General features: G+C 62.8%; 14 protein-coding genes. 8 read left to right on the top strand and 6 right to left on the bottom strand.

Going from position 1 to position 19,112, the window contains the following annotated elements; genetic code table 11:
* Nucleotides 1–92: 92 nt before the first annotated feature.
* From tnpA to dnaX, 5 genes are all read right to left on the bottom strand, one after another.
* The gene (gene tnpA / locus BV071_RS04005; protein WP_035602468.1) at nt 93–539 is read right to left on the bottom strand and encodes an IS200/IS605 family transposase; all 447 of its coding nucleotides are present in this window, start codon (nt 537–539) and stop codon (nt 93–95) included.
* Between the two features lie 234 nt (nt 540–773).
* Nucleotides 774–2,507, bottom strand: a complete 1,734-nt coding sequence (gene polX / locus BV071_RS04000) for a DNA polymerase/3'-5' exonuclease PolX (protein WP_035602466.1) — start codon at nt 2,505–2,507, stop codon at nt 774–776.
* A gap of 73 nt (nt 2,508–2,580) precedes the next feature.
* Nucleotides 2,581–3,591, bottom strand: coding sequence for an endonuclease/exonuclease/phosphatase family protein (locus BV071_RS03995; RefSeq protein WP_035602464.1), 1,011 nt, complete (start codon nt 3,589–3,591; stop codon nt 2,581–2,583).
* 33 nt (nt 3,592–3,624) lie between these two features.
* On the bottom strand, nt 3,625–3,927 hold the full coding sequence (locus BV071_RS03990; RefSeq protein ID WP_035602461.1) for a YbaB/EbfC family nucleoid-associated protein: 303 nt from the start codon (nt 3,925–3,927) through the stop codon (nt 3,625–3,627).
* 56 nt (nt 3,928–3,983) lie between these two features.
* Complete coding sequence (gene dnaX, locus BV071_RS03985; protein ID WP_035602459.1) at nt 3,984–5,570, bottom strand: DNA polymerase III subunit gamma/tau; 1,587 nt, start codon at nt 5,568–5,570, stop codon at nt 3,984–3,986.
* A gap of 153 nt (nt 5,571–5,723) precedes the next feature.
* On the opposite strand from dnaX, the gene BV071_RS03980 reads away from it, so the two are divergent.
* The 5 genes from BV071_RS03980 (at nt 5,724) to BV071_RS03960 (ending at nt 12,760) form a co-directional block, all read left to right on the top strand.
* Nucleotides 5,724–6,065, top strand: a complete 342-nt coding sequence (locus tag BV071_RS03980) for a metalloregulator ArsR/SmtB family transcription factor (RefSeq protein ID WP_265594052.1) — start codon at nt 5,724–5,726, stop codon at nt 6,063–6,065.
* Nucleotides 6,043–6,546 carry an SRPBCC domain-containing protein gene (locus BV071_RS03975; protein WP_035602453.1) on the top strand — a complete coding sequence of 168 codons (504 nt, stop codon included), beginning with the start codon at nt 6,043–6,045 and terminating at the stop codon, nt 6,544–6,546. Before BV071_RS03980 ends, BV071_RS03975 begins: the two co-directional genes overlap by 23 nt.
* A gap of 310 nt (nt 6,547–6,856) precedes the next feature.
* A complete protein-coding gene (locus tag BV071_RS03970) occupies nt 6,857–10,606 on the top strand; it encodes an autotransporter-associated beta strand repeat-containing protein (protein ID WP_081885775.1) in 3,750 nt (1,249 codons plus the stop codon).
* A gap of 47 nt (nt 10,607–10,653) precedes the next feature.
* Nucleotides 10,654–11,127, top strand: coding sequence for a GAF domain-containing protein (locus tag BV071_RS03965; RefSeq protein WP_035602450.1), 474 nt, complete (start codon nt 10,654–10,656; stop codon nt 11,125–11,127).
* A gap of 82 nt (nt 11,128–11,209) precedes the next feature.
* The gene (locus tag BV071_RS03960) at nt 11,210–12,760 is read left to right on the top strand and encodes a glycoside hydrolase family 75 protein (RefSeq protein WP_035602448.1); all 1,551 of its coding nucleotides are present in this window, start codon (nt 11,210–11,212) and stop codon (nt 12,758–12,760) included.
* Nucleotides 12,761–12,881: 121 nt separating this feature from the next.
* Here BV071_RS03960 and BV071_RS32460 read toward each other — a convergent pair whose 3' ends face one another.
* Nucleotides 12,882–16,856, bottom strand: coding sequence for a family 78 glycoside hydrolase catalytic domain (locus BV071_RS32460; protein WP_052572861.1), 3,975 nt, complete (start codon nt 16,854–16,856; stop codon nt 12,882–12,884).
* A 138-nt stretch (nt 16,857–16,994) separates the two neighbouring features.
* Between BV071_RS32460 and BV071_RS03950 the strand changes: the two genes are divergently transcribed.
* From BV071_RS03950 to BV071_RS03940, 3 genes are all read left to right on the top strand, one after another.
* Entirely contained in the window at nt 16,995–17,528 is a 534-nt protein-coding gene (locus tag BV071_RS03950) for a hypothetical protein (RefSeq protein WP_035602446.1), read from the top strand.
* A gap of 75 nt (nt 17,529–17,603) precedes the next feature.
* A complete protein-coding gene (locus tag BV071_RS32455) occupies nt 17,604–18,539 on the top strand; it encodes a prolyl oligopeptidase family serine peptidase (RefSeq protein ID WP_052572859.1) in 936 nt (311 codons plus the stop codon).
* 45 nt (nt 18,540–18,584) lie between these two features.
* Nucleotides 18,585–19,106: a GNAT family N-acetyltransferase gene (locus tag BV071_RS03940; protein ID WP_035602444.1), complete on the top strand. Its 522-nt coding sequence runs from the start codon at nt 18,585–18,587 to the stop codon at nt 19,104–19,106.
* The last annotated feature ends 6 nt before the right edge of the window (nt 19,107–19,112 follow it).

The raw sequence follows: 19,112 nt of genomic DNA, 5'->3' as shown, positions 1-19,112 counted from the left end.
CGCCGGAGGTGCGACCCGAAATTAGCCGGTGGCGTAAGCCACCGGTGGGGATAGCATCGATTCAAGGAGCCCCGGGAGGGGCGACACGGAGCCTACCAGAGAAAGCGTTCATCAAAGGAGATGCCGCATTTCTTGAGGAAAGCGAGATACTCCTCTTGGAAGCTTCGCGTCCGGTGATGCTCTTCCTGGTTCGCGATGTATTCGATGATCGTCCGACATTGCGACGGGCTAACGGTGAAGGCACCATAGCCCTCCTGCCACATGAATCTCGCCAAGCGGATCTCATCGTGAACCCAGCGGGAAGAGTTTGCTTTGAGTGAGCGGACCACGTCGGAAAGAGCACAGGTCGCGGGGAGGCCGAGAAGAAGATGCACATGATCGGCAATGCCGCCAATTGCCACGGGTGTTCCGCCGAGATTCGTCACCACGCCGCCCATGTAAGCGTGAAGGCGGGATCGCCACTCGGGAGCGATGGAGGGCTCTCGGTCTTTCGTGCTGAAGACAACGTGGAAATTCAGAGAAAGGTGGGTCGATGGCATGGGAGGGAGGGCTCGACCATCTAACGAAAGCCAAGGGTTCACGTCACCCGGGAAATGCCGAATCTTTGCCCGGATAGGGAGTCTAAGGGGAGGCTTCGTGCGCCGCCCCGCTGGGGCTTAATGGTTTGGCAACCCGTTCCGGTGGCTTGCGCCACCGGCTATTTCGGGTCGCCCCTCCGGGGCTGAGGACACGGCGTGAGGAACAACAACCCGGCCCTGATGCGAGGAACACCATCACCTCTTACCCTTCGGCAACTTCAACCACGCTTCCATCTCCGCCAGTGGCTTCGTATTCAGCACATCCTCGCGCCGCAGCCAGCCCTTGCGCGCGACGTCGGCGCCGAGCTTCAGGAATTGGAGTTGCTGGGTGGAATGCGCATCCGGGTTGATCGATGTCAGAACGCCCTTGTCCCGCGCGCGGTGCCACCAGCGCCAGTCCATGTCGAAGCGCTTGGGATTGCAGTTGAACTCGATCACCGTGCGGGTGGCCGCGGCGGCATCGATGATCTTTTCGTGGTTCACCTTGTAGGGATCGCGGCGCAGCAGCAGGCGGCCGGTGAGGTGCCCCATAAAGGTGATGTAGGGATTCTCCATCGCGCGGATGATGCGCTTGGTCATCTCTTCTTCGGTGAGGGTCGTGGCATTGTGGACGGAAGCCACCGCGAAATCCAAGGAGGCGAGCAGCTCGTCATCGAAGTCGAGTGAGCCGTCCTTGAGGATATCCACCTCTGAGCCCGCGAAGAGCCGGAAATGCTCCGTGGCATGCTGCCGGTTCCACGCGGCGATGGTCTCGATCTGGGCGGCAAGGCGCTTTTCATTCAGGCCGTTCGCCTGGGGCGAGGACTTCGAGTGGTCGGAGATGCCCAAGTACTGCAAGCCTAGTTCCTGGGCGGCGGCGGCCATTGCCTCCAGGGTCGACTTGCCGTCGGACTCGGTGGTGTGGCTGTGGAAGGTGCCGCGCAGGTTCTCCCATTCCACCAGTCGGGGTAGAGTGCCCGCATCGGCGGCCTCGATCTCGCCGCGGTTCTCGCGCAGCGCGGGTGGCACGAAGTCGAGTCCCAGCGCCTTGTAGATGTCCGCCTCACTGTGGACCTGCGGCGTATTCTCGCCGGTGAAGGCGTATTCGTTGAGCGACCAGCCGTGCTTGAGCGCCCGCGAGCGGATCGCGACGTTGTGTTCCTTGCTGCCGGTGAAATACATCAGCGCGAAGGGGTACTGCGCATTGCTCACCGCGCGCAGGTCGCACTGCAAGCCCTCCGAAGTGCGGATCGAGCATTTGGTGTCGCCCTGCACGATCACCTCCGCGGCCTGTGGCAAGGTCCCGAAGAATTTTGTTAGAGCAGCCGGTTCGGTGGTCGCCACGATGAAATCCAGATCCCGCACCACTTCCTTCGAACGGCGCATCGAGCCGGCGACAGATGCCTGAAGCACGGCCGGATGCTCGCGCAGAGCGGCGAGGATTTCCTCCGCCGCGATCGTGGCCACATCCAGGCGGAAGGCCTCCGCGGCCTGCTCCGAGCGGGTCACGGCTTCGAGGATCTTCGTCTGCGTCTTCGCGCCGAAGCCACTGAGTGCAGCCACCGCGCCCGCCTCGCAGGCGGCCTTGAGCGCGGCAATGGAATCGACCCCGAGTTGCTTGTGCAGGGCGGCGATCTTTTTCGGGCCCAAGCCTTCGAGTTCGAAGAGCTCGAAGAAGGTATCCGGATAGTTCTCGCGCAGCTTCTTGTGGAAGCCCAATTCACCCGTGCTGGCGAGTTCGTGCAGCTTGTCGCGCAGCGCCTCGCCGAGGCCCTTGATGCCATCCAGCTTGTTTTCCGTCGCGAGGGCCACGATATCGCCATCGTAGGATTCGACGACTTCGGCTCCCTGACGATAGGCGCGGACCTTGAAGGGGTTCTCTCCCTGGATTTCCAGAAGAAGAGCGATCTCCTCCAAAACCTCGGCCATGCGTTCGCGGGTGACGGGCATGCCGCAGCCTAAGAAGGGCCCGACGGGGACGCAACCAAAGTAGTCGGCACACGGCGTGTGCGGACTACTCTGCTTAGGGCACCATCAGGAAGTCCGCCACTACCATTCGGTGATCGCTGTGCCGGGTGGTCACTGCGGAGCAGCGGATCGGGCGCAGTTGCCGGGTGGAGTGGATCTGGTCGATGCGGAGGATCGGGATGCGCCGCTGGTAGGTATCTCCCCAGCCGGTCCCGGCTTGAACGAAGGCGTCATCGAAGTTGCCCTTCATCAGGCTTTGGATCGGGTCCGAAGGCGGCGCATTGAAATCCCCGCCCACGATCGCGGGGCGGCCGGATGCGGTGTCTGCGAGGACTTGCAGCGTGTGCCAGAGTTCGACCGCGCGGACCTTGCGGTTGACGCGGTGATTGTACCAGCAATCGGGATTCCACAGTCGAAGGTCGGTGGAGGCCTTCTCAAGGTGAACGTTCACCACCTCGATCGCGGCACCCTCCGGCTGCTTCATCACCGTGACCTGCTGGTCGCGGTAGAGCTGGTTGCGCACCTCCCGGCTGATCCGCCAGCGGGTCACGATCCCATTGGACATGAAAGTCCGGTAGTCGCCGTGGCCTTGGTAGAGACGGTCGGCAACGCGCTTCACTTGGATCGGCTCGACTTCCTGCAGCAAGACGATGTCCGGGTCCCAGCGCTGGATGTCGAGCGAGGGATCGCTGTTGGGCGCGTAGTTGAAATGCTTGCAGTTGAGGGTCAGGACGCGGACCAGGAACTTGCCATCGGCCACGCCGGCTTGCCCTGGCTCAGGAGCAGATTTGCCGAGATTGGCGATGACCCGCGCCTCATCCGCGCCAAGCAGCACGGTGATCGCCCAGATCCCCGTCAGGATCAGCGAGAGCGGCGCCCGCAGGAACCAGAAGGCGACGATTGAAAGCAGCAGCCCGATGCCGCCCCAGACCCAGATCGGCATGACCGTGTAAGCTGCGAGAAACTCCGGTTGGCGCGAAAACGCGTAAACCGTGAGGATGTGCAGCAGGAGCGACAAGCCGACGAGACTCCATCCGGCGCGTCGGCGGAAGCGGGAGGACTTCATCGTGCCCTGGGGGGGACGGTGGTGGTGGATTGGTTAAAAGGGCAAGCCCATCCCGCCGGTGAGTTTCTGCATCTCCGCGGCGGAGACCTCCTTGCCCTTGTTGATTGCTTCCTGGACGCCCTTCAGCACCAGGTCCTGGAGGAATTCGACGTCTTCCGGGTCCACCACCGACTTGTCGATCTTGATCGACTGCACATCACCGGCGCAGGTGGCGACCACGGTCACCTTGCCGCCGCCGACGCTGGCTTCGACGGTTTTCTTCGCAAGCTCTTCCTGCGCAGCGGCCATCCCGGCCTGCATCTTCTGCGCCTGTTTCATCAGTTTTTGGATATCCATAAGAGAGATTCAAGACTTGAAGACTCAAGACACAAGACTTGAGCCAGATTGGTGCTTCAGCGCTTCAGCGTGGCCTCGAACATTTCCAAAGCAGTTTGGATGAGAGGGTCCTTGTAAAATTCTTCCATCGGATCGGCCTTGGGCGCAGGGGGCTCTGCCGGGGTTGCGGACTCGGGCTTCCAAGGCGGCTCGACAGCTGCTTCTACGACCGGCTCATCGGGTGCATCCGGCGCGCTTTCGATCATCGCATCGATCGAAGAGAAGAGACCACCTCCAGCCGACGGGGCCGGGTTTGACGGCGGCGGAGTGACGGCGGCCACTGGTTCTGGAGAGGATTCCGGCTCGGGCTTGAATTCCGCGACGGGAGGCTCGGGTTCAGCTGCCGGCGTGGGAACGGCTTCCGCCACAGGTACCGGCACGGCAGCCGGTGCCGCCGCGACTGGCGCGGGTGCAGGATCCGGTGCTGGAATGGCCGCTACGGGCGCATAGGTCACCGGCGCGGTAAGATGCTCCGAAGCCCCGGCGAGGACCTTGATCACATCGGAGAGGCGGACTTCGCCCAGCGATTGGATCGCCTTGATCAAGCCAATCTCAAGATGGAGGCGCTTGTTGGAGGCCCACTTCATGCGGGCTTCGGTCTCGGCAAAGACGTCGATGACCGAAAGCAGGCGCTCCGGCGGATAATTCTCGGCCGCGGCGCGCAGGGCGGCCCAGGTTTCAGCCGGGATGCCGTCGCCGCCAGCGCTGGAATCCAATTTGGCGACCAGCAGGGCGCGCAGGCCGCTGATCAATTCACCCAGCAGTTGGGACAGCTCGCGACCGGCCTCAGCCTCCCGCTGCACGGTTGCCAGCGTGGTCGGAGTATCGCGGGTCAGCAGGCCGCCGAGAACGGCAGCCACGGTCTCGCGCGAGGTGAAGCCGAAGACATCGAGCACGTTCGCCTCGGTGATCGTTTCGCCGCAGAAGGCCACGAGTTGATCGAGCATCGACTGGGCGTCACGCATCCCGCCGTCCGCGCCCTTGCCGATCGCCCAAGCAGCGCTCTCATGGAGATTCACGCCTTCATTCTGCGCGATGTGCAGCAGGTGCTTCGCGATGATCTCGGTCGGAATCGGCCGCAGGTCGAAGCGTTGGCAGCGCGACAGGATGGTCGGCAGGACCTTGTGCGCCTCGGTGGTGGCGAAGATGAACTTCACGTGCTCCGGCGGCTCTTCGAGCGTCTTCAGCAGCGCATTGAAGGCTGCCGTGGAGAGCATGTGAACTTCGTCGATGTAGTAGATCTTGAATTGCCCGCGGGCCGGGGCGAAGCGGACGGACTCGCGGATGTTGCGAACGTCGTCCACCGAGTTGTTGGAGGCACCGTCGATCTCCAGCACGTCGAGCGAGCGGCCTTCGGCGATCTCCACGCAGACATCCTCGTCCGGATCGAAGTCGGCCTTGGGCCCGTTCGTGCAGTTCAGCGCTTTCGCGAGAATACGTGCCGTGGTGGTCTTCCCGGTGCCGCGCGGCCCGACGAACAAGTAGGCGTGCGCCAAGCGCTTCTGGGCGATGGCGTTCTGCAAAGTCCGTACGACGTGATCCTGGCCGAGCACGTCGTCGAAGGTTTTCGGGCGGTATTTCCGGGCGAAGACCTGATAGCTCACGCGCGGGAGGGTAGGGGGGATTGGGCGTTTGTCAGCACCGGGTTTTGGGGGAATGACGAATGCCGGGTTTCCGGAAGCCGGGGACGTTTTTCCTTGCGCAGGGTGCCATTGGCGGCTCCATTTAACCAAATGGTTAAATATGAGTCCGAGCACTTGGACCGCACTTTCGCGGCGCTGGCGGATCCGACACGGCGGCGGATGCTGGAGCAGCTCACGCGGGGGGACCTCTGCGTCACGGACTTGGCGAAACCGCATGAAATGTCCCTGCCTGCGGTCTCCAAGCATCTGGGGGTGCTGGAGAAGGCCGGTCTGATCGGCCGCGAGCGCTTCGGGCGGGTCCACTCGCTCCACCTGAATGCAGAACCGATGAAGCAGGCGCAGGCTTGGATCGAGAGCTACCGCCGCCACTGGGAGGAGAGCTTTGACCGACTGGATGACTATTTGAACCAACTACAATCCGAACATGAACAGCATGACCGAAGCGAACCGGGCTGAAGAAGCCCGCGAAGTCCTGATCACCCGCAGCTTCAAGGCACCGCGCCGGCTGGTGTGGCAGGCGTGGAGCGATGTGGAGTACCTCAAGCATTGGCACGCGCCGGAAGGCTGCGAGATCGAGTTCAAGCGCTTCGACTTCCGAGAGGGTGGAGAGTTCCTGTCCTGCATCCGCGTGCCCGCTTTCGGCGAGTGCTGGTGCATCGGCACCTATCTGGAAATCGTGGAGCCGGAGCGGATCGTTTACAAGATGGCCATGGCCGATCCAGACGGGAATCGGGTCTCCTCGGAGTCCGCGGGACATGTAGCCGAGTGGCCGGAGGAAACGGTGGTGACCCTGACCCTGGAGGAGAGGGATGGCGGAACCCTGCTCACGCTTCATCAGACCGTCTCCGAAGAACTGGCCAAGCGCACCGGCGCCTATCCGAGTTGGCTTAGCATGTTAGATCAGTTGGCGGCGCGGCTCGCCGCTGGTTCCGCATGAGGCGTGGGAGGATGGCGTTAGAAGTGAGGGCTCGGAAGCGGCTTGTCCGCCTTTTGGTGACGATCCAAGATGCGGGGCGCATATCCAATCGCATTGCGGGGATGCGCGATTGTTCAGCCCTTGCCCGGAAGCCGCTCTGACAGCCTGTGGCTGGCGTGACATTAGGCCTTAGCGGGCGGCGGGTGGAAAGACCGGGCCGGGAAGGGACATGTTCACCTTTTGGTGCATGTTCAATGTTAGAGGAATTCGTTAGAGGTTGGTTTTGTTGCTTCTGTCTCTCTTGCAGTTTCCGGAAGTCCTTCCTCCTCCTATGAAAAACTCCTCCTTTGCGTGCCTCAGCACGCTTCTGCCGGTGAGTCTTGGTCTCGCCGCATTCCTTCAGTCCTCCGCCAAGGCCGCGACCCATACATGGGTCGGGCCCGCGGGCGGGTTGTGGAGTGTTGCCTCCAATTGGACCGGCGGGGTGCCCACCAGCGGTGAAGCCGGTGGTACGATCGTGGCCTTCGCATCCAGCAGCAGTTCGGTGTTCAACATCGCGGGGTTGGTGGTAGACCAGATTCACTTCAGCGGCGGGGGCAACACTATCAGCGGCACCGCAGGGATGACCTTGTCGGTTTCGAGTTCGGTCCAGACCGAGAACATCTGGAGCGTGACCGGCAGCAACACCTTCAGCAGTTCCCTGCTGCTGAACTACGTGAACTTCTCGGAATGCTGGGTGCGGGTGGATGCGGGAACGCTGAACATGGCCGCCACCACCGGTGGCACCACAGGCGTGCGCAAGCGGGGAGCGGGCACCATGACGATCTCGGCGGTCGCCAATACCAACACCGGCCCGACCGCCGTCTCGGAGGGCGTCCTGTCCCTGAATTCCGGCGGCAACGAGACGGCGGTGTTGGGCAATATCACCGTGGGGATAGGCACCGGCACGGGGGCGACCCTCTCGCTGGCTCAGTCAGCGCAGATCAAGGATACGTGCACAGTGACGGTCTACAACGACGGGACCTTCAACACGAACAGCCTGGTCGAGACGATCGGCGGGCTGACGGTGAATGGTGGCAACGTGAGTCATGGCGGCGCGAACCTGATCATCGGCGGCCCGCTGGTGATGAACGGGGGGACGATCACGGGTACCACCGGGATCATGCAATTGCAGGGCGACGTGACGGCGAATTCCTCTTCGACTGGGACGGCGACGATTGCTTCCAGGATCACGCTGATCGGCGCGCGGATTTTCACGGTGAACGACGGGCTGCAGGCGACGGACCTGACCCTGAGCAATGTGATCGGCGGTGGCGGCAGCCTGACCAAGAGCGGTCCCGGCAATCTGCTGATGTCCACGGCCACTTCCAACACCTACACCGGAGGGACCACGGTGAACCAAGGCGTGGTGACCTTGAATGGCAACGCCGCCGCGGTGATTCCGGGAACCCTGGTGATCGGCAGCGGTAGCGGCGCGCCGGGGAGTACCATCGTGCGCTTGGGCCAGGGTAATGAGATTCTAAGCACTGCCGCGGTGACCGTGAAGGCCGACGGGATCCTTGACGTGAACAACTTCGGCGAAACGGTCGGGTCCCTAACCATTGACCGGGGTGGCGTGGGGATTGGCACTGGATCCCTTTACGCGCCGCAGGGGATCAACATGACGGGCGGCAGCATCAGCAGCACCGGTTCGGGCGTCCTGAATCTCGCCGGGGATGTGACCGCCATGTCCACGGCGGACAGCACGGCCACGATTGAAGGGAATGTCGTGCTCACCGGGACGCGCAACATCACGGTGAACCCGGGTGGCAACGCGCCACATTTCGTGATGAACGGGGTGGTGAGCGAAAGTCCCGCGGCGTCGGGCTTCGGGATCACCAAACTGGGCAACGGGGTGATGAACCTGACTGGTCTCAACAGCAACACCTACACCGGCACGACCACAGTGGAGAAGGGCGTCCTGCAGCTCAAGCAATCCTCCGGGCGGACGATCCAGGGACCGGTGGTCATCGGCAACAACGTGGACCCCGCCGGCACCGCGGTCCTGCGCGAGCTGATCCAGAACGACCTGCTGAACTCGATTTCGATGACCGTCAACAAGTCGGGGGTCATCGACATGAATGGCTTCAGCGACACCGTGGACTCGCTGAGCGGGGAGGGCACGATCCTGCTGCCTACCCCGCTCGGGAATCCCTCCAATTTTACCGCGGGAAATTCTAACAGCAGCAGCACATTCGCGGGCAACCTCAGCGGGACCGGCAACTTCCGGAAAAGTGGCACCGGCACCCTCCTGCTGACCGGCAAGCTGACTTCCACCCTTAATACAATGGTCGTGGAGAACGGGATTCTGGGCCTGAACCTGGCCGCAGGTACGGCGTATCCCGTAGTTCTGTATGTGGGCGACAACGTCGGTGCCGCGGGAACAGCGTCCGCCCGCTTGGACGGCGCGAATCAACTCTCTGCAGCAGGCACGGTGGATGTCAGGTCCGACGGCCTGCTGAACCTCAACGGCAACGCCGCGGCCGCCGGGACGCTTGCTGTAACCAGTGGCAGCGTGGCGACAAGCGGGGCCCTGAGCGTTGCCACCCAGCTTAACATGACCGGCGGTTCGGTTGCCGGCGCTGGCACGCTGACCTTGGCCGGAAACATGACGGCCACCTCCAATGCGATCGGAGCCGCCGCGATTTCCAGTCCCTTGGCGCTGGTCGGCACACCGGCCGTCACGGTGAATGCCGGAAGCAGCCAACCGGAGCTGGTGATCAGTGGCGTGATCAGCAACAGCATTCCGGCCGTTAATGCCGGCTTCACGAAGAACGGAAACGGCACGATGCGGGTTGCCAGCACCACAAATACCTACAGCGGCACCACCACCGTGGATCGCGGCGTGCTGGAACTGGCGAACACGCTTACCGTCGCCGTCATCGGGCCCTTGGTGATCGGTAATGATGTGGATGCGGCGGGCTCGGCCATCGTCAGAGACTTGACGGCATTCAACGTCGGGAGCCTCGTGGATGTGATGATCAAGGCTTCCGGCAAGTATGACCTCAACAGTTTTTCCGATCGCGCCGGAAGTCTGTCCGGCACGGGGCCGGTCACGCTGGGTTCTGGCACGCTGACTCTGCTCAGCGGTGCCAATGCCACCTATGACGGGTTGATCTCCGGTTCTGGCAGTGTGACCAAGAGCGGCACTGCTGCCCAGACCTTCACCCAGAACCACACCTATGCGGGGAATACGTCGATTACTTCCGGGAAGCTCTACATCAATGGCACGCAGACCGGTAACTTCAGCGTTGGCGCCACTGGTACCTTGGGCGGCATCGGGACCGTCGGGCCCACCCTGAATGCGAACGTGGCCGGAGCCAGGGTTTCCCCCGGCGGTGGAAGTGGCACTAGCCCCGGGATCATGCACGTCAATGGCAGTACCAATCTCAGCAACGGCAAGTTGCTGGTGCGCATGAATGATGCCTCGGCATTGAAGAGTGACCAGTTGATCGTCTCCGGTAATCTGAATATCACCGGTGCCTCCGTGCTGCCCATTCCGCTCGGTCCGGTGGCCGCCACGCCGCACGTCATCGCCAGTTATGGAGGGGTCTTGACCGGCACCTTCGCTTCCGTGCCGCCGGGCTGCACCATCAACTACGCCTACAACGACGGCATTTCCACGAGCAACATCGCCATCACCGTGAACAATGCCTGGCAGGCTTGGCTGGCGGGCTACGACTTGAACCCCGCCAGCACCGGTCTGCCCGACGCCGATCCGGACAAGGACGGAATCTCGAACGGGATCGAGTTCGTGCTCGGCTTGGATCCCACCGTTCCGAGCGGCGGCGCGGACCTGCCACTCGGAACGGTCTCCGGGGCGAACTACGTGTTCTCCTTCCGTCGTACAGGCGCGGCGGCCTCGTTCAATCCGGTGGTCCAGACTTCCACCACCCTTGATGCCGGGGCATGGACGAACGTGGTGTCCGGTATCACCGTGGATTCCAACTTCTACGGGCCGGGGATTGACCGGGTGACCGCCACCATTTCCCGGACGGGCAAGCCCAACCTGTTCGCCCGCCTGAGGATCGACGGCCTCTGAGGCGAATCGCATTGCGGGAGCGCGGGACCGCCCTTAGGGCTTCCCGCGTGATTCCGAGCCCTGACCAGAAGCGCGCCCTCTATCACGATGCCGCCGCAAAGCTGCATGCCCTGTGGGCCGACGAGCCGGATGGCATTGCCCGGATGGCCGCGGCGGCCTGCATCCTCCATGAGGCGATGCCGCACTACTTCTGGACCGGTTTCTACCGGGTGGTCGGTGGCGGGCTGGTGATCGGGCCCTATCAGGGGTCTCTCGGCTGCGCGCGGATCACGTGGGGCAGGGGCGTTTGCGGTGCGGCGTGGGCCACGGGGGAAACCCAGGTGGTACCCGATGTGCACGAGTTTCCCGGGCACATTGCCTGCGACAGCCGCTCGGAGAGCGAGGTCGTGGTGCCGGTCCGGGATGCCCGTGGGACCATAATCGCGGTCTTCGATGTCGATTCGACCGAGAAGGACGCTTTTGACGCGGTGGATCGCGAGGAATTGGAAGCAATCTTCGCGGATTTTGCTGCAACTCGCTGAGGAGCCGTGGCCCGTGCGACTTCGGTTGTAAGTTGCGCCTTCTCCCTTGGAAGTCCCGGCAAGCTGCTGCTAGTTTCCGGCCATGAGTTCCCAGGATCCGCATCACATCGAAGGCCTGCGCCGGCGATCGAAAGGAGGCTTCCCGTGGATGGGGGTGAGTTCGCTGGTGCTGGCGGTGGGCGGGGTGTCTTTCCTATTCACCCCCGCGGGCCAGCGCTTGTTCCGCAAGGAGATCGCCGAGGTCAAGCAGACGCCGGCCGCGAAGAGTGATGCGGAGGATATCATGCGGCAGCTTGAAGCGCAGCAGCGGGAGAAGATCGAGCAGATGGAAGGCGGTTTCCAGAAGGAGCGGGATGCGTTGAAGAAGCAGCTCGACGATCTCGCGAAGCGGCAGACCACGGAGGACAAGGAGCTGCCGCTTTCCGACCACACCGCGCAGAGCGGCGGCGATGTGCGGGCTCTGCGCTCGGGGATCACCTTCAAGTCAGAGGTGCAGGTGGAGAAGGGCGCGCTGGCTTCCAAGGAGCGCAAGGACAAGGAGTCCTATGTCGCGGAATACACACTCAAGATCCGTCTGCCGGAGCCGTCCAAGTCCCTGGAGCAATTGCAAACCGTCAATCCGAAGCTGGCCACGCTCTTGCCCGGCTTGCCGTCGATGCTGGAGAAACCGGAAGTCTCGCGCTGGTTCTTCGCCCTCTACGATAACAAGACCGAGCGGCTCAAGGATGACGCCACCAATCTCAACGAGCTGCTGACCAAGCACAACTACTACGACTGCGAGACCATCCTGAACCTCACCTATCCGCAGAGCGGTCGGAAGGTCTTCCTGCTGCAGGCGGAGATGGATGTAGTCTCGGACGGTTCGGATGGTGACCGCCTTGCGACGATGCCGGACGAGATCGTGAACTCCACTTTCTACCAGCCTTTCACCAGCTACGGCTGGTCGAAGAAAACGCAGACCCCGAATCCGCTGGTCGCCGGTTGGGAGAAGCGCATCGAGGGCGCCAACAAGGAGCTGGCTGACAGTAAGACCACGGCGGACCGGAAGGTGTGGCTGCGGGACCGGATCAAGTTCCTCAAGAAGGGCATCGAGGACATGAAGTCCCGCAGCTTCCTGATCGCGGAATATGATCCTTTCATCGTGATTCCCACCAATCTGTTCAGTTCCTCGGATGCCTTCGCGCCGAAGGTGGGGGACTATGCGGTGGTGATCCACGGCGAGAAGCTCCTGCCCGCGATCGTCGGTGATGGCGGGCCAACCTTCAAGGTGGGCGAGGCCTCGCTGCGGATCGCTAAGGAGGTCAACCCGCGGGCCAATTCCAACAGCCGGCCGGAGTCGAATCTAGTGGTGACCTATTTCGTTTTTCCCGGCTCCCGGGACGAGACCAAGGGGCCACCGGACTACGAGAAGTGGCGCAACCGCTGTGATGAATTGCTGAAGGAGTGCGGTGGCCTGGGCGAGGGCGTGGAGCTTCACCGTTGGCAGAACTTGCTGCCAGAGCCGACACCGCCTGCGGCACCGGAGCAGACGCCAGCGCCGGTGCCAACACCGGCCCCGAATCCAGCGCCGGCCCCTGCGCCCACGCCGGCTCCCGGGAACACCGAGGCACCGGCTCCGCAGAGTGGGCAGTAGATATCCGTCCCGTCTGGCAGGAGGGTGCTGGTGCTGGCTATTTCGAACGCGAGAGGAGTCGGGTCGTGAAGCCTGCTTCTGCGGGATGGGTGGCTCCGCTCTCCCGGGAAAGGGTATTCCTTTATGGAAACACAGCGCGGTAGAATCGCTTGTCGGGGAGTGGCAGGGTGTCGATGAACTCGAAGCCGCCATTGGACTCAGCCTGTATGCTTGCGCGTTCGATCCAGGCATTGCTCATGCTCTCGGTCGATTCGATGCGGTAGATTCGTCCAGCCACTCCGGAGAAGACCACGCGCTGTGAGCCATCCGGCTGGGTCGTGATCGACTCCGCTTCCTGCACCGGTGCATCTACGGGTATCACGCCGATCTTCACGGTGAAGCTCAGGATGCCGCCCGTCGCATCGCGGACAGTGTAGGTGAAGTAATCCTCTCCGGCATTGCCTGCTTGCGGAGTGTAGTGGATCCAGCCATCGGCCACCGTGATGCTAGCGCCCTTCACGCTGGATGCGTCCGCTGCGAGGAACTCGACCCCGGCGCCGTCATTCGCCAGCAGGGTGGCAATGCTCAGCTTGAGCGGCGCACCGGCATCATGCGCCGCGTGATCCGTGCCCGGAGCTTCGCTTCCCGTGCTGAAGAGATAGCGCCCGGACTGCAGGGCAAAGACCGCCGCGCCATCCTCCATGCGCAGGAAGCTCACGCCTTGGGCGCTGGCCGCAGGGCTCCCGGATTCCATCACACTTCCGGCATCCGTGGCGGGGATGTGGACGTCCGCGGTCGTGTTGGTGGGAATCGTGGCGCGCAGGACAAAGCCACCGGCATGGCGGCTCCAACTGCTGCGGATCTCACCGTGGATCGACTCCAGCTTGCCGCTGGCGTGGTTGAGAGTGCCGCCGGGCCGCGGATGGATGACGATCTTCTTATAGCCCGCCGCAGTGGGGTCCTGGTCGATCCCTGCTACGCTGCCGTAGAGCCACTCGCCGCAGGAGCCGAGCGAGTAGTGGTTGAAGGAGTTCATACCGGGATCCTGGAAGCCCTTCTCCGGCGTCCAGCCGTCCCAGCGCTCCCAGATCGTGGTGGCGCCGTTCTTCACCGAGAACAGCCAGGATGGAAAGCTGTCTTGGTGAAGCAGGTTATACGCAGTGCTGCTCTTGCCGCCAGCGCTGAGCACCGGGAGCAGGTAGCTTACACCCACGAAGCCTGTGGAGAGATGGTTGCCCTTGGCGATGACATCGTTCTCCAGAAGCTGCAGTACCTCGTCGCGTAGGCCCTCCGGCAGGAGGTCGAACTTCAGGGCCATCAGGTAGGCACACTGGGTATTAGTCCCAGTGCCATTGAAGACGCCGGTGCTTTGATTCACGTACTTGGCGTTGAAGGCGGTCTTGATGGTCTGGAAGAGAGCTTCATAGGCGCTGGCATCCGCGGTATTGCCGAGTACCGCGGCCGCCTTCGAGAGCAAGCGGGTCGAGTAGGCGTAGTAGGCGGTGCCGATCAGTTCCTTGCTGGTGTCCGCGTTGATCGAGAGCCAATCGCCATAGTCGGCGCCGCGGCCACGGTCGCGGATCGAGTTGGTGCTGTTTGCTCGGCAATACTCCACCCAGGCCTTCATGGAAGGATAGCACTTCGCCAGCAGGCGCTCGTCGCCATAGGCCTGATAGATGGTCCAGGGGCAGATCACGCCGGCATCGCTCCATGCCGGCGTGCCGGAGCTGGGGGCGGCATTCGGCGCTACATCCGGAAAGCGTCCGTCCACGAGCTGGCTGTCGACCACATCGCCCAGCCACTTGGTGTAGAAGGCGGCGATGTCGGCATTGCAGGTGGCGGTCTTCACGAAGACTTGGGCATCGCCCATCCAGCCCAAGCGCTCGTCACGCTGCGGGCAATCGGTGGGAACGCTGAGGTGGTTGCCGCGTTGGCCCCACTGGATGTTTGATTGGAGCTGGTTGATCTGTGGGTCGGAGCAGGTGAAATCGCCGGTCTGCTCAGTGGCGGAGGCGAAGACGATACCTGTCACCGCATCGAGTGGCGGCTGGCTGCTCAGGCCGCTGAGCTCGACATAACGGAACCCGTGGAAGGTGAAGCGCGGCGTCCAGGTTTCCTCGCCCCCGCCCTTGCAGGTGTAGCTGTCGATCGAGGGCGCACCGCGCAGGTTGGTGGTGTAGATGCTGCCGTCCGGATTCAGCATCTCCGCATGGCGGATGGTGATCTTGGTTCCAGCGGGCTGGGTGACTTTCAGGCGGATCACTCCCACCATGTTTTGTCCGAGGTCATAGGTCCACTTGCCGGCCTGCGGCTGGGTCTGGGCCTTGGGGGTGATCTCAGTGAACTTGCGCACCGGCTCCATCGTCTGGCCGCTCATGATACGCTGGGGCTCGATCCGCATCAGCACCTTGCCCCATGCGCTGTCGTCGAGACCGGGGCTGCTCCAGCTCGCGGTCTCCAAGCGGGCGTCATAGTCTTCACCCATCATGAAGTCGGTCAGGAGAGTCGGACTTGGAGCCATCTTCCAAGAGCCATCGGTGGTGATGGTCTGGGTGCTGCCATCGGTGAAGGTGACTTCCAATTGGGTCAGCAAGGCCGGGCTGACACCCCAGAACTTGAAGTTGCCATTGCCGATGTGGCCGGAATACCAGCCCGGCGAAAGCTGAGCACCGAGCACATTCTCGCCGGTGGTCAGCTGGGAAGTCACATCATAGGCCTGATAGCGCAGGCGTTGCGAGTAGTCGGTCCAGTCGGGTGCGAGGATGTGATCACCGACGCGCTGGCCGTTCAGCGAAAGTTCGTAGATCCCCAGCGCGGTGGCGTAGGCCACGGCCTTTTTTACTGGCTTCGCGACCGTGAAGGATTTCCGCAAGTAGGGCACCGTGCTCGGGGTGGCGAAGTCGGCGGGGTACTGCAGGGTGACCTTCTCGTCGAAGTACTTCACCAGCGAGCGGCCATCCAGGGTGTAGCCGATCCGCAGCCGCTTCACCTTGTTAGGTGCCGGATCACCGCCGAGGTTGGTGTTGTTCACCACCAGGCTGAAGGGCCCGCTCGCGGCCTTGGCGGTCAAATTGCTCAAAACGTTTGCCGAGCCGCTGCCGTCGAGGGCGGCATAGCTCGCGGATGTCAGCGTCACCGCTAGCGGCTTCGGCAGGTCGGCGGGATAGTTGAAGGTGTTGTTCTCCGCGACCAGGCGCGTGCCGCTGCTGCCGCCGAAGTCGTAGCTGACCTTCAGCCGCTTCACTTGGTTCACTGCGGGATCCGGGCCGAAGCTGGTGTTGTCCACTGTCTTCGAGAAGCTGCCACCTAGGGCGCTGCTTTGCAGGGAGGCGGTGACATCGCGGAAGAGCGAAGGATTGCTGACCGACTCATAGCGCCCCGCGGTGATCGTGGGAAAGGCGGGCAAGTCGGCTGGGAAGTTCACCATGGTGTCTTCCGCGAAGTTCCTGGTGCCGGTGAGCGAGCCGCGCTGGTACTGCACGCGCAGGCGCTTCACGTGATTGTAGGAAGGGTCGCCGCCGAAGGTCTCGTTGGTCACGCCGAGTGTGAAGCTTCCTTGCGAAGCCATACCGGAAAGCATGCTGGTCGCATTCACCGGCGTCCCGGTGTTGTCCGTCGCTTCATAGAATGCACCTGTGATGACCGGAGCGGGGCCGCTATCAGGCGTGGCGAAGGCTGCTCCGTCGATCCACTTGGCGCTCCAGTCGGAGGCTTGTAGCAGGCCCATGCTCCACATGGCCGGCGGGCTCCATGCAGTGGGCTGGTCGTCCTTGTTCCATGAGCGGACCTTCCAGTAGCACTCCTTGCGCGAGGTCAGCGCAGTTCCCGCATATTCGATCTGGCTGGTGGCATCGCCGGCCACCTTGCCGCTGTCCCAGAGGTCGCCCTGACCGGAGGCGAGTGCCTCGGGACTGGAGGCGACCAGCACCTGCCAGGCTGTCTGCTTCTCGCCGCGCTCCGGCGAACTGACGATCCACGACAGCCGGGGATGAACCTCGTCGATGCCGAGCGGATTAATCAGGTATTCGCACCGGGGCTTCTCTACTTTGAGATCGCCGCGCGCCACGAGCGCCTGAGCGAGAAGCAGGGGGATGAACAGGAGCCAGGATGCCTTCACGCCCGAAAGCTAGCTCCCCAGCAACCGCGGGCGATGGCAAGCGGTTCCCAATTCGTGCCAACCCGCGGCGGCGTTCCACTCCGTCTCCGATTTTCCACGTGCAGCGAGGCGGCGGAATCATCATTATGAGGGCCTCCCATGAAGATCACCAAAGTGTGTTGCCAAGGCTGCGGGGCCGACCTCGAAGTGGACGAAAGCGTCCGCTACGTGACCTGCAACTATTGCCACGCCCGGCTGGAGGTGGTGCACGACACCAGCGTGACCCATACCCGCATCCTGGAGAAGCTGGAGAAGAACACCGAGCGGATGGCGGGGAACCTGCGGGTGATCGAATTGCAAAACGACTTGGAACGACTCGACCGCGAGTGGGCCAGCCGCAAGGATAGCTTCATGGTGCGCGGTCAGCACGGTCACCGCCACATGCCAAGCACCGGGGGAAGTGTTGCCGGCGGCATTTTCGCCATTGTGGGTGGCATCGTCTGGATGAGCTTCGCCGCCAGGATCGGAGCTCCCATGCCCTTTCCCTTGTTCGGGCTACTCTTCATCGGCTTCGCCATCTTTTCGATGGTGAATGGTGCCTCGAAAGCTAGTTCCTACGAGTCTGAAGGCCGCGACTTCGAGCAGCGGCGGAATTCCTTGATCCGGCAGATCGAGAGGGAGCGACGCGACTGATCCGCCCGCCCGGTGACAGGCGTGCCGCGATGCGGGGTTGCCTTGGGCCTTGCCGCGGTGTGACGCTGGCGGGCAATGAAAACCCTCCTCCGGATCTATCTGGGCTGCGTGTTGCTCCTTTCCACCGGCATCGGGCTCGCTGGCGAGGCCCGAGAGTGGAAGACCGCCGATGGCAGCAAAACGATCCAAGCGGAATACGTGAGTTCCAAGGATGGCAAGGTCACGATTTGCCGGACGGACGATCGCAAGAATTTCACCATCGCCTTGGACACACTCTCCCAGGCCGATCGCGACTGGGTGGCTAAACAATTGGAGACCGAGACCGAGGCGGCCACCAAGTCCGACAAGAGCAGTCCTTTCGCGAAGTTGCTCACCGGCGAGTGGCAGCGGACCGAGGGCCACGGACTGTCGTATCGGATTTTCGGCGCGCGGAAGCTGCGCGGGGCGGATGAGGCCGGCTACCCGCTGGTGATCTACCTGCATGGCCGCGATGGGGATGTCATGACGCCAGAGCAGCCGGGCGAAGCGCGGACCTTCTCGCAGGAGGATAACTACCGCAAGCGCGAGTGCGTGATCATCGCGCCCCAATGCCCCAAGGGCGCTTCGTGGGACGGCAAGAACAGTGAGGCGGTGGTCGAAATCATCGGCGACCTGACCAAGAACCTGTCGATCGACAAGAAGCGGATTTATCTGACCGGCTATTCGATGGGTGGCTACGGCACCTTCCATCTCCTGGCGCAGGAGCCGCGGCTCTTCGCGGCCGGGGTGCCGGTCTCCGGCGGTGGCGACCCCAACAAGGCGGAATCCTACAAGAACGTGCCGGTCTGGGTGTTCCACGGGGCCAAGGATCCAACCGTGAATCCGGACCAAAGCCGCAAGATGGTGGAGGCCCTCAAGAAGGCCCGCGCCGAGGTAAAATACACCGAATATGCCGACGGTGACCACGGCATTGCCGGCCGGGTCTATGCCGACCTGGAAATGCACGAGTGGCTATTCAAACAGCACCGTTGAAGCAGAAATGTTGCAAAGCCCCTGCGGGCAGGCGAAAGTGAGGTCATGGCTCAAGTCGTATGCCACCTGATCCGCAAGGCGTCTGAGCGCGATGCCAGCCGGATCGCGCAGATCCATGTCCGCACTTGGCAGGCGGCCTACCGTGGGCTGATTCCCGATGACTATCTGGACAGCATGGACCCGGTGAAGCGGGCGCTGTCGTGGAAGGGGATTCTCGGCGCGCCGGAGGAATTGGTGCTGGTTGCCATGCGCGGCTCGCGAATTGTCGGCTTTTGCTCGCTGCTGCCTTCGCGCGATCCGGCCGCACCGCGGGAGATCGCGGAGATTTCTTCGCTGTATGTGGAGCCGCGGGAGTGGCGGAAGGGCGTGGGCTCGAGCTTGGTTAGTGCCGCCTTGGATCATGCCGCGAAGCACGGGTTTGTAGCGGTGACCTTGTGGGTGCTGACTAGCAACGAGCGCGCTTTGGGCTTCTATACCAAGGCGGGCTTCGATCCCGATGGCACGATCCAGGAGAACCAGCGCCTGGGCTTCCCGATCCGGGAGGCGCGCTTTCTGAAGGAGCTTTGAGTGCTG

The sequence above is a fragment of the Haloferula sp. BvORR071 genome (genome assembly GCF_000739615.1).
Lineage (GTDB): Bacteria > Verrucomicrobiota > Verrucomicrobiia > Verrucomicrobiales > Akkermansiaceae > Haloferula.
Note: the sequence above shows the minus strand (reverse complement) of the source record. Positions and strands in the feature narration are given on the sequence as shown.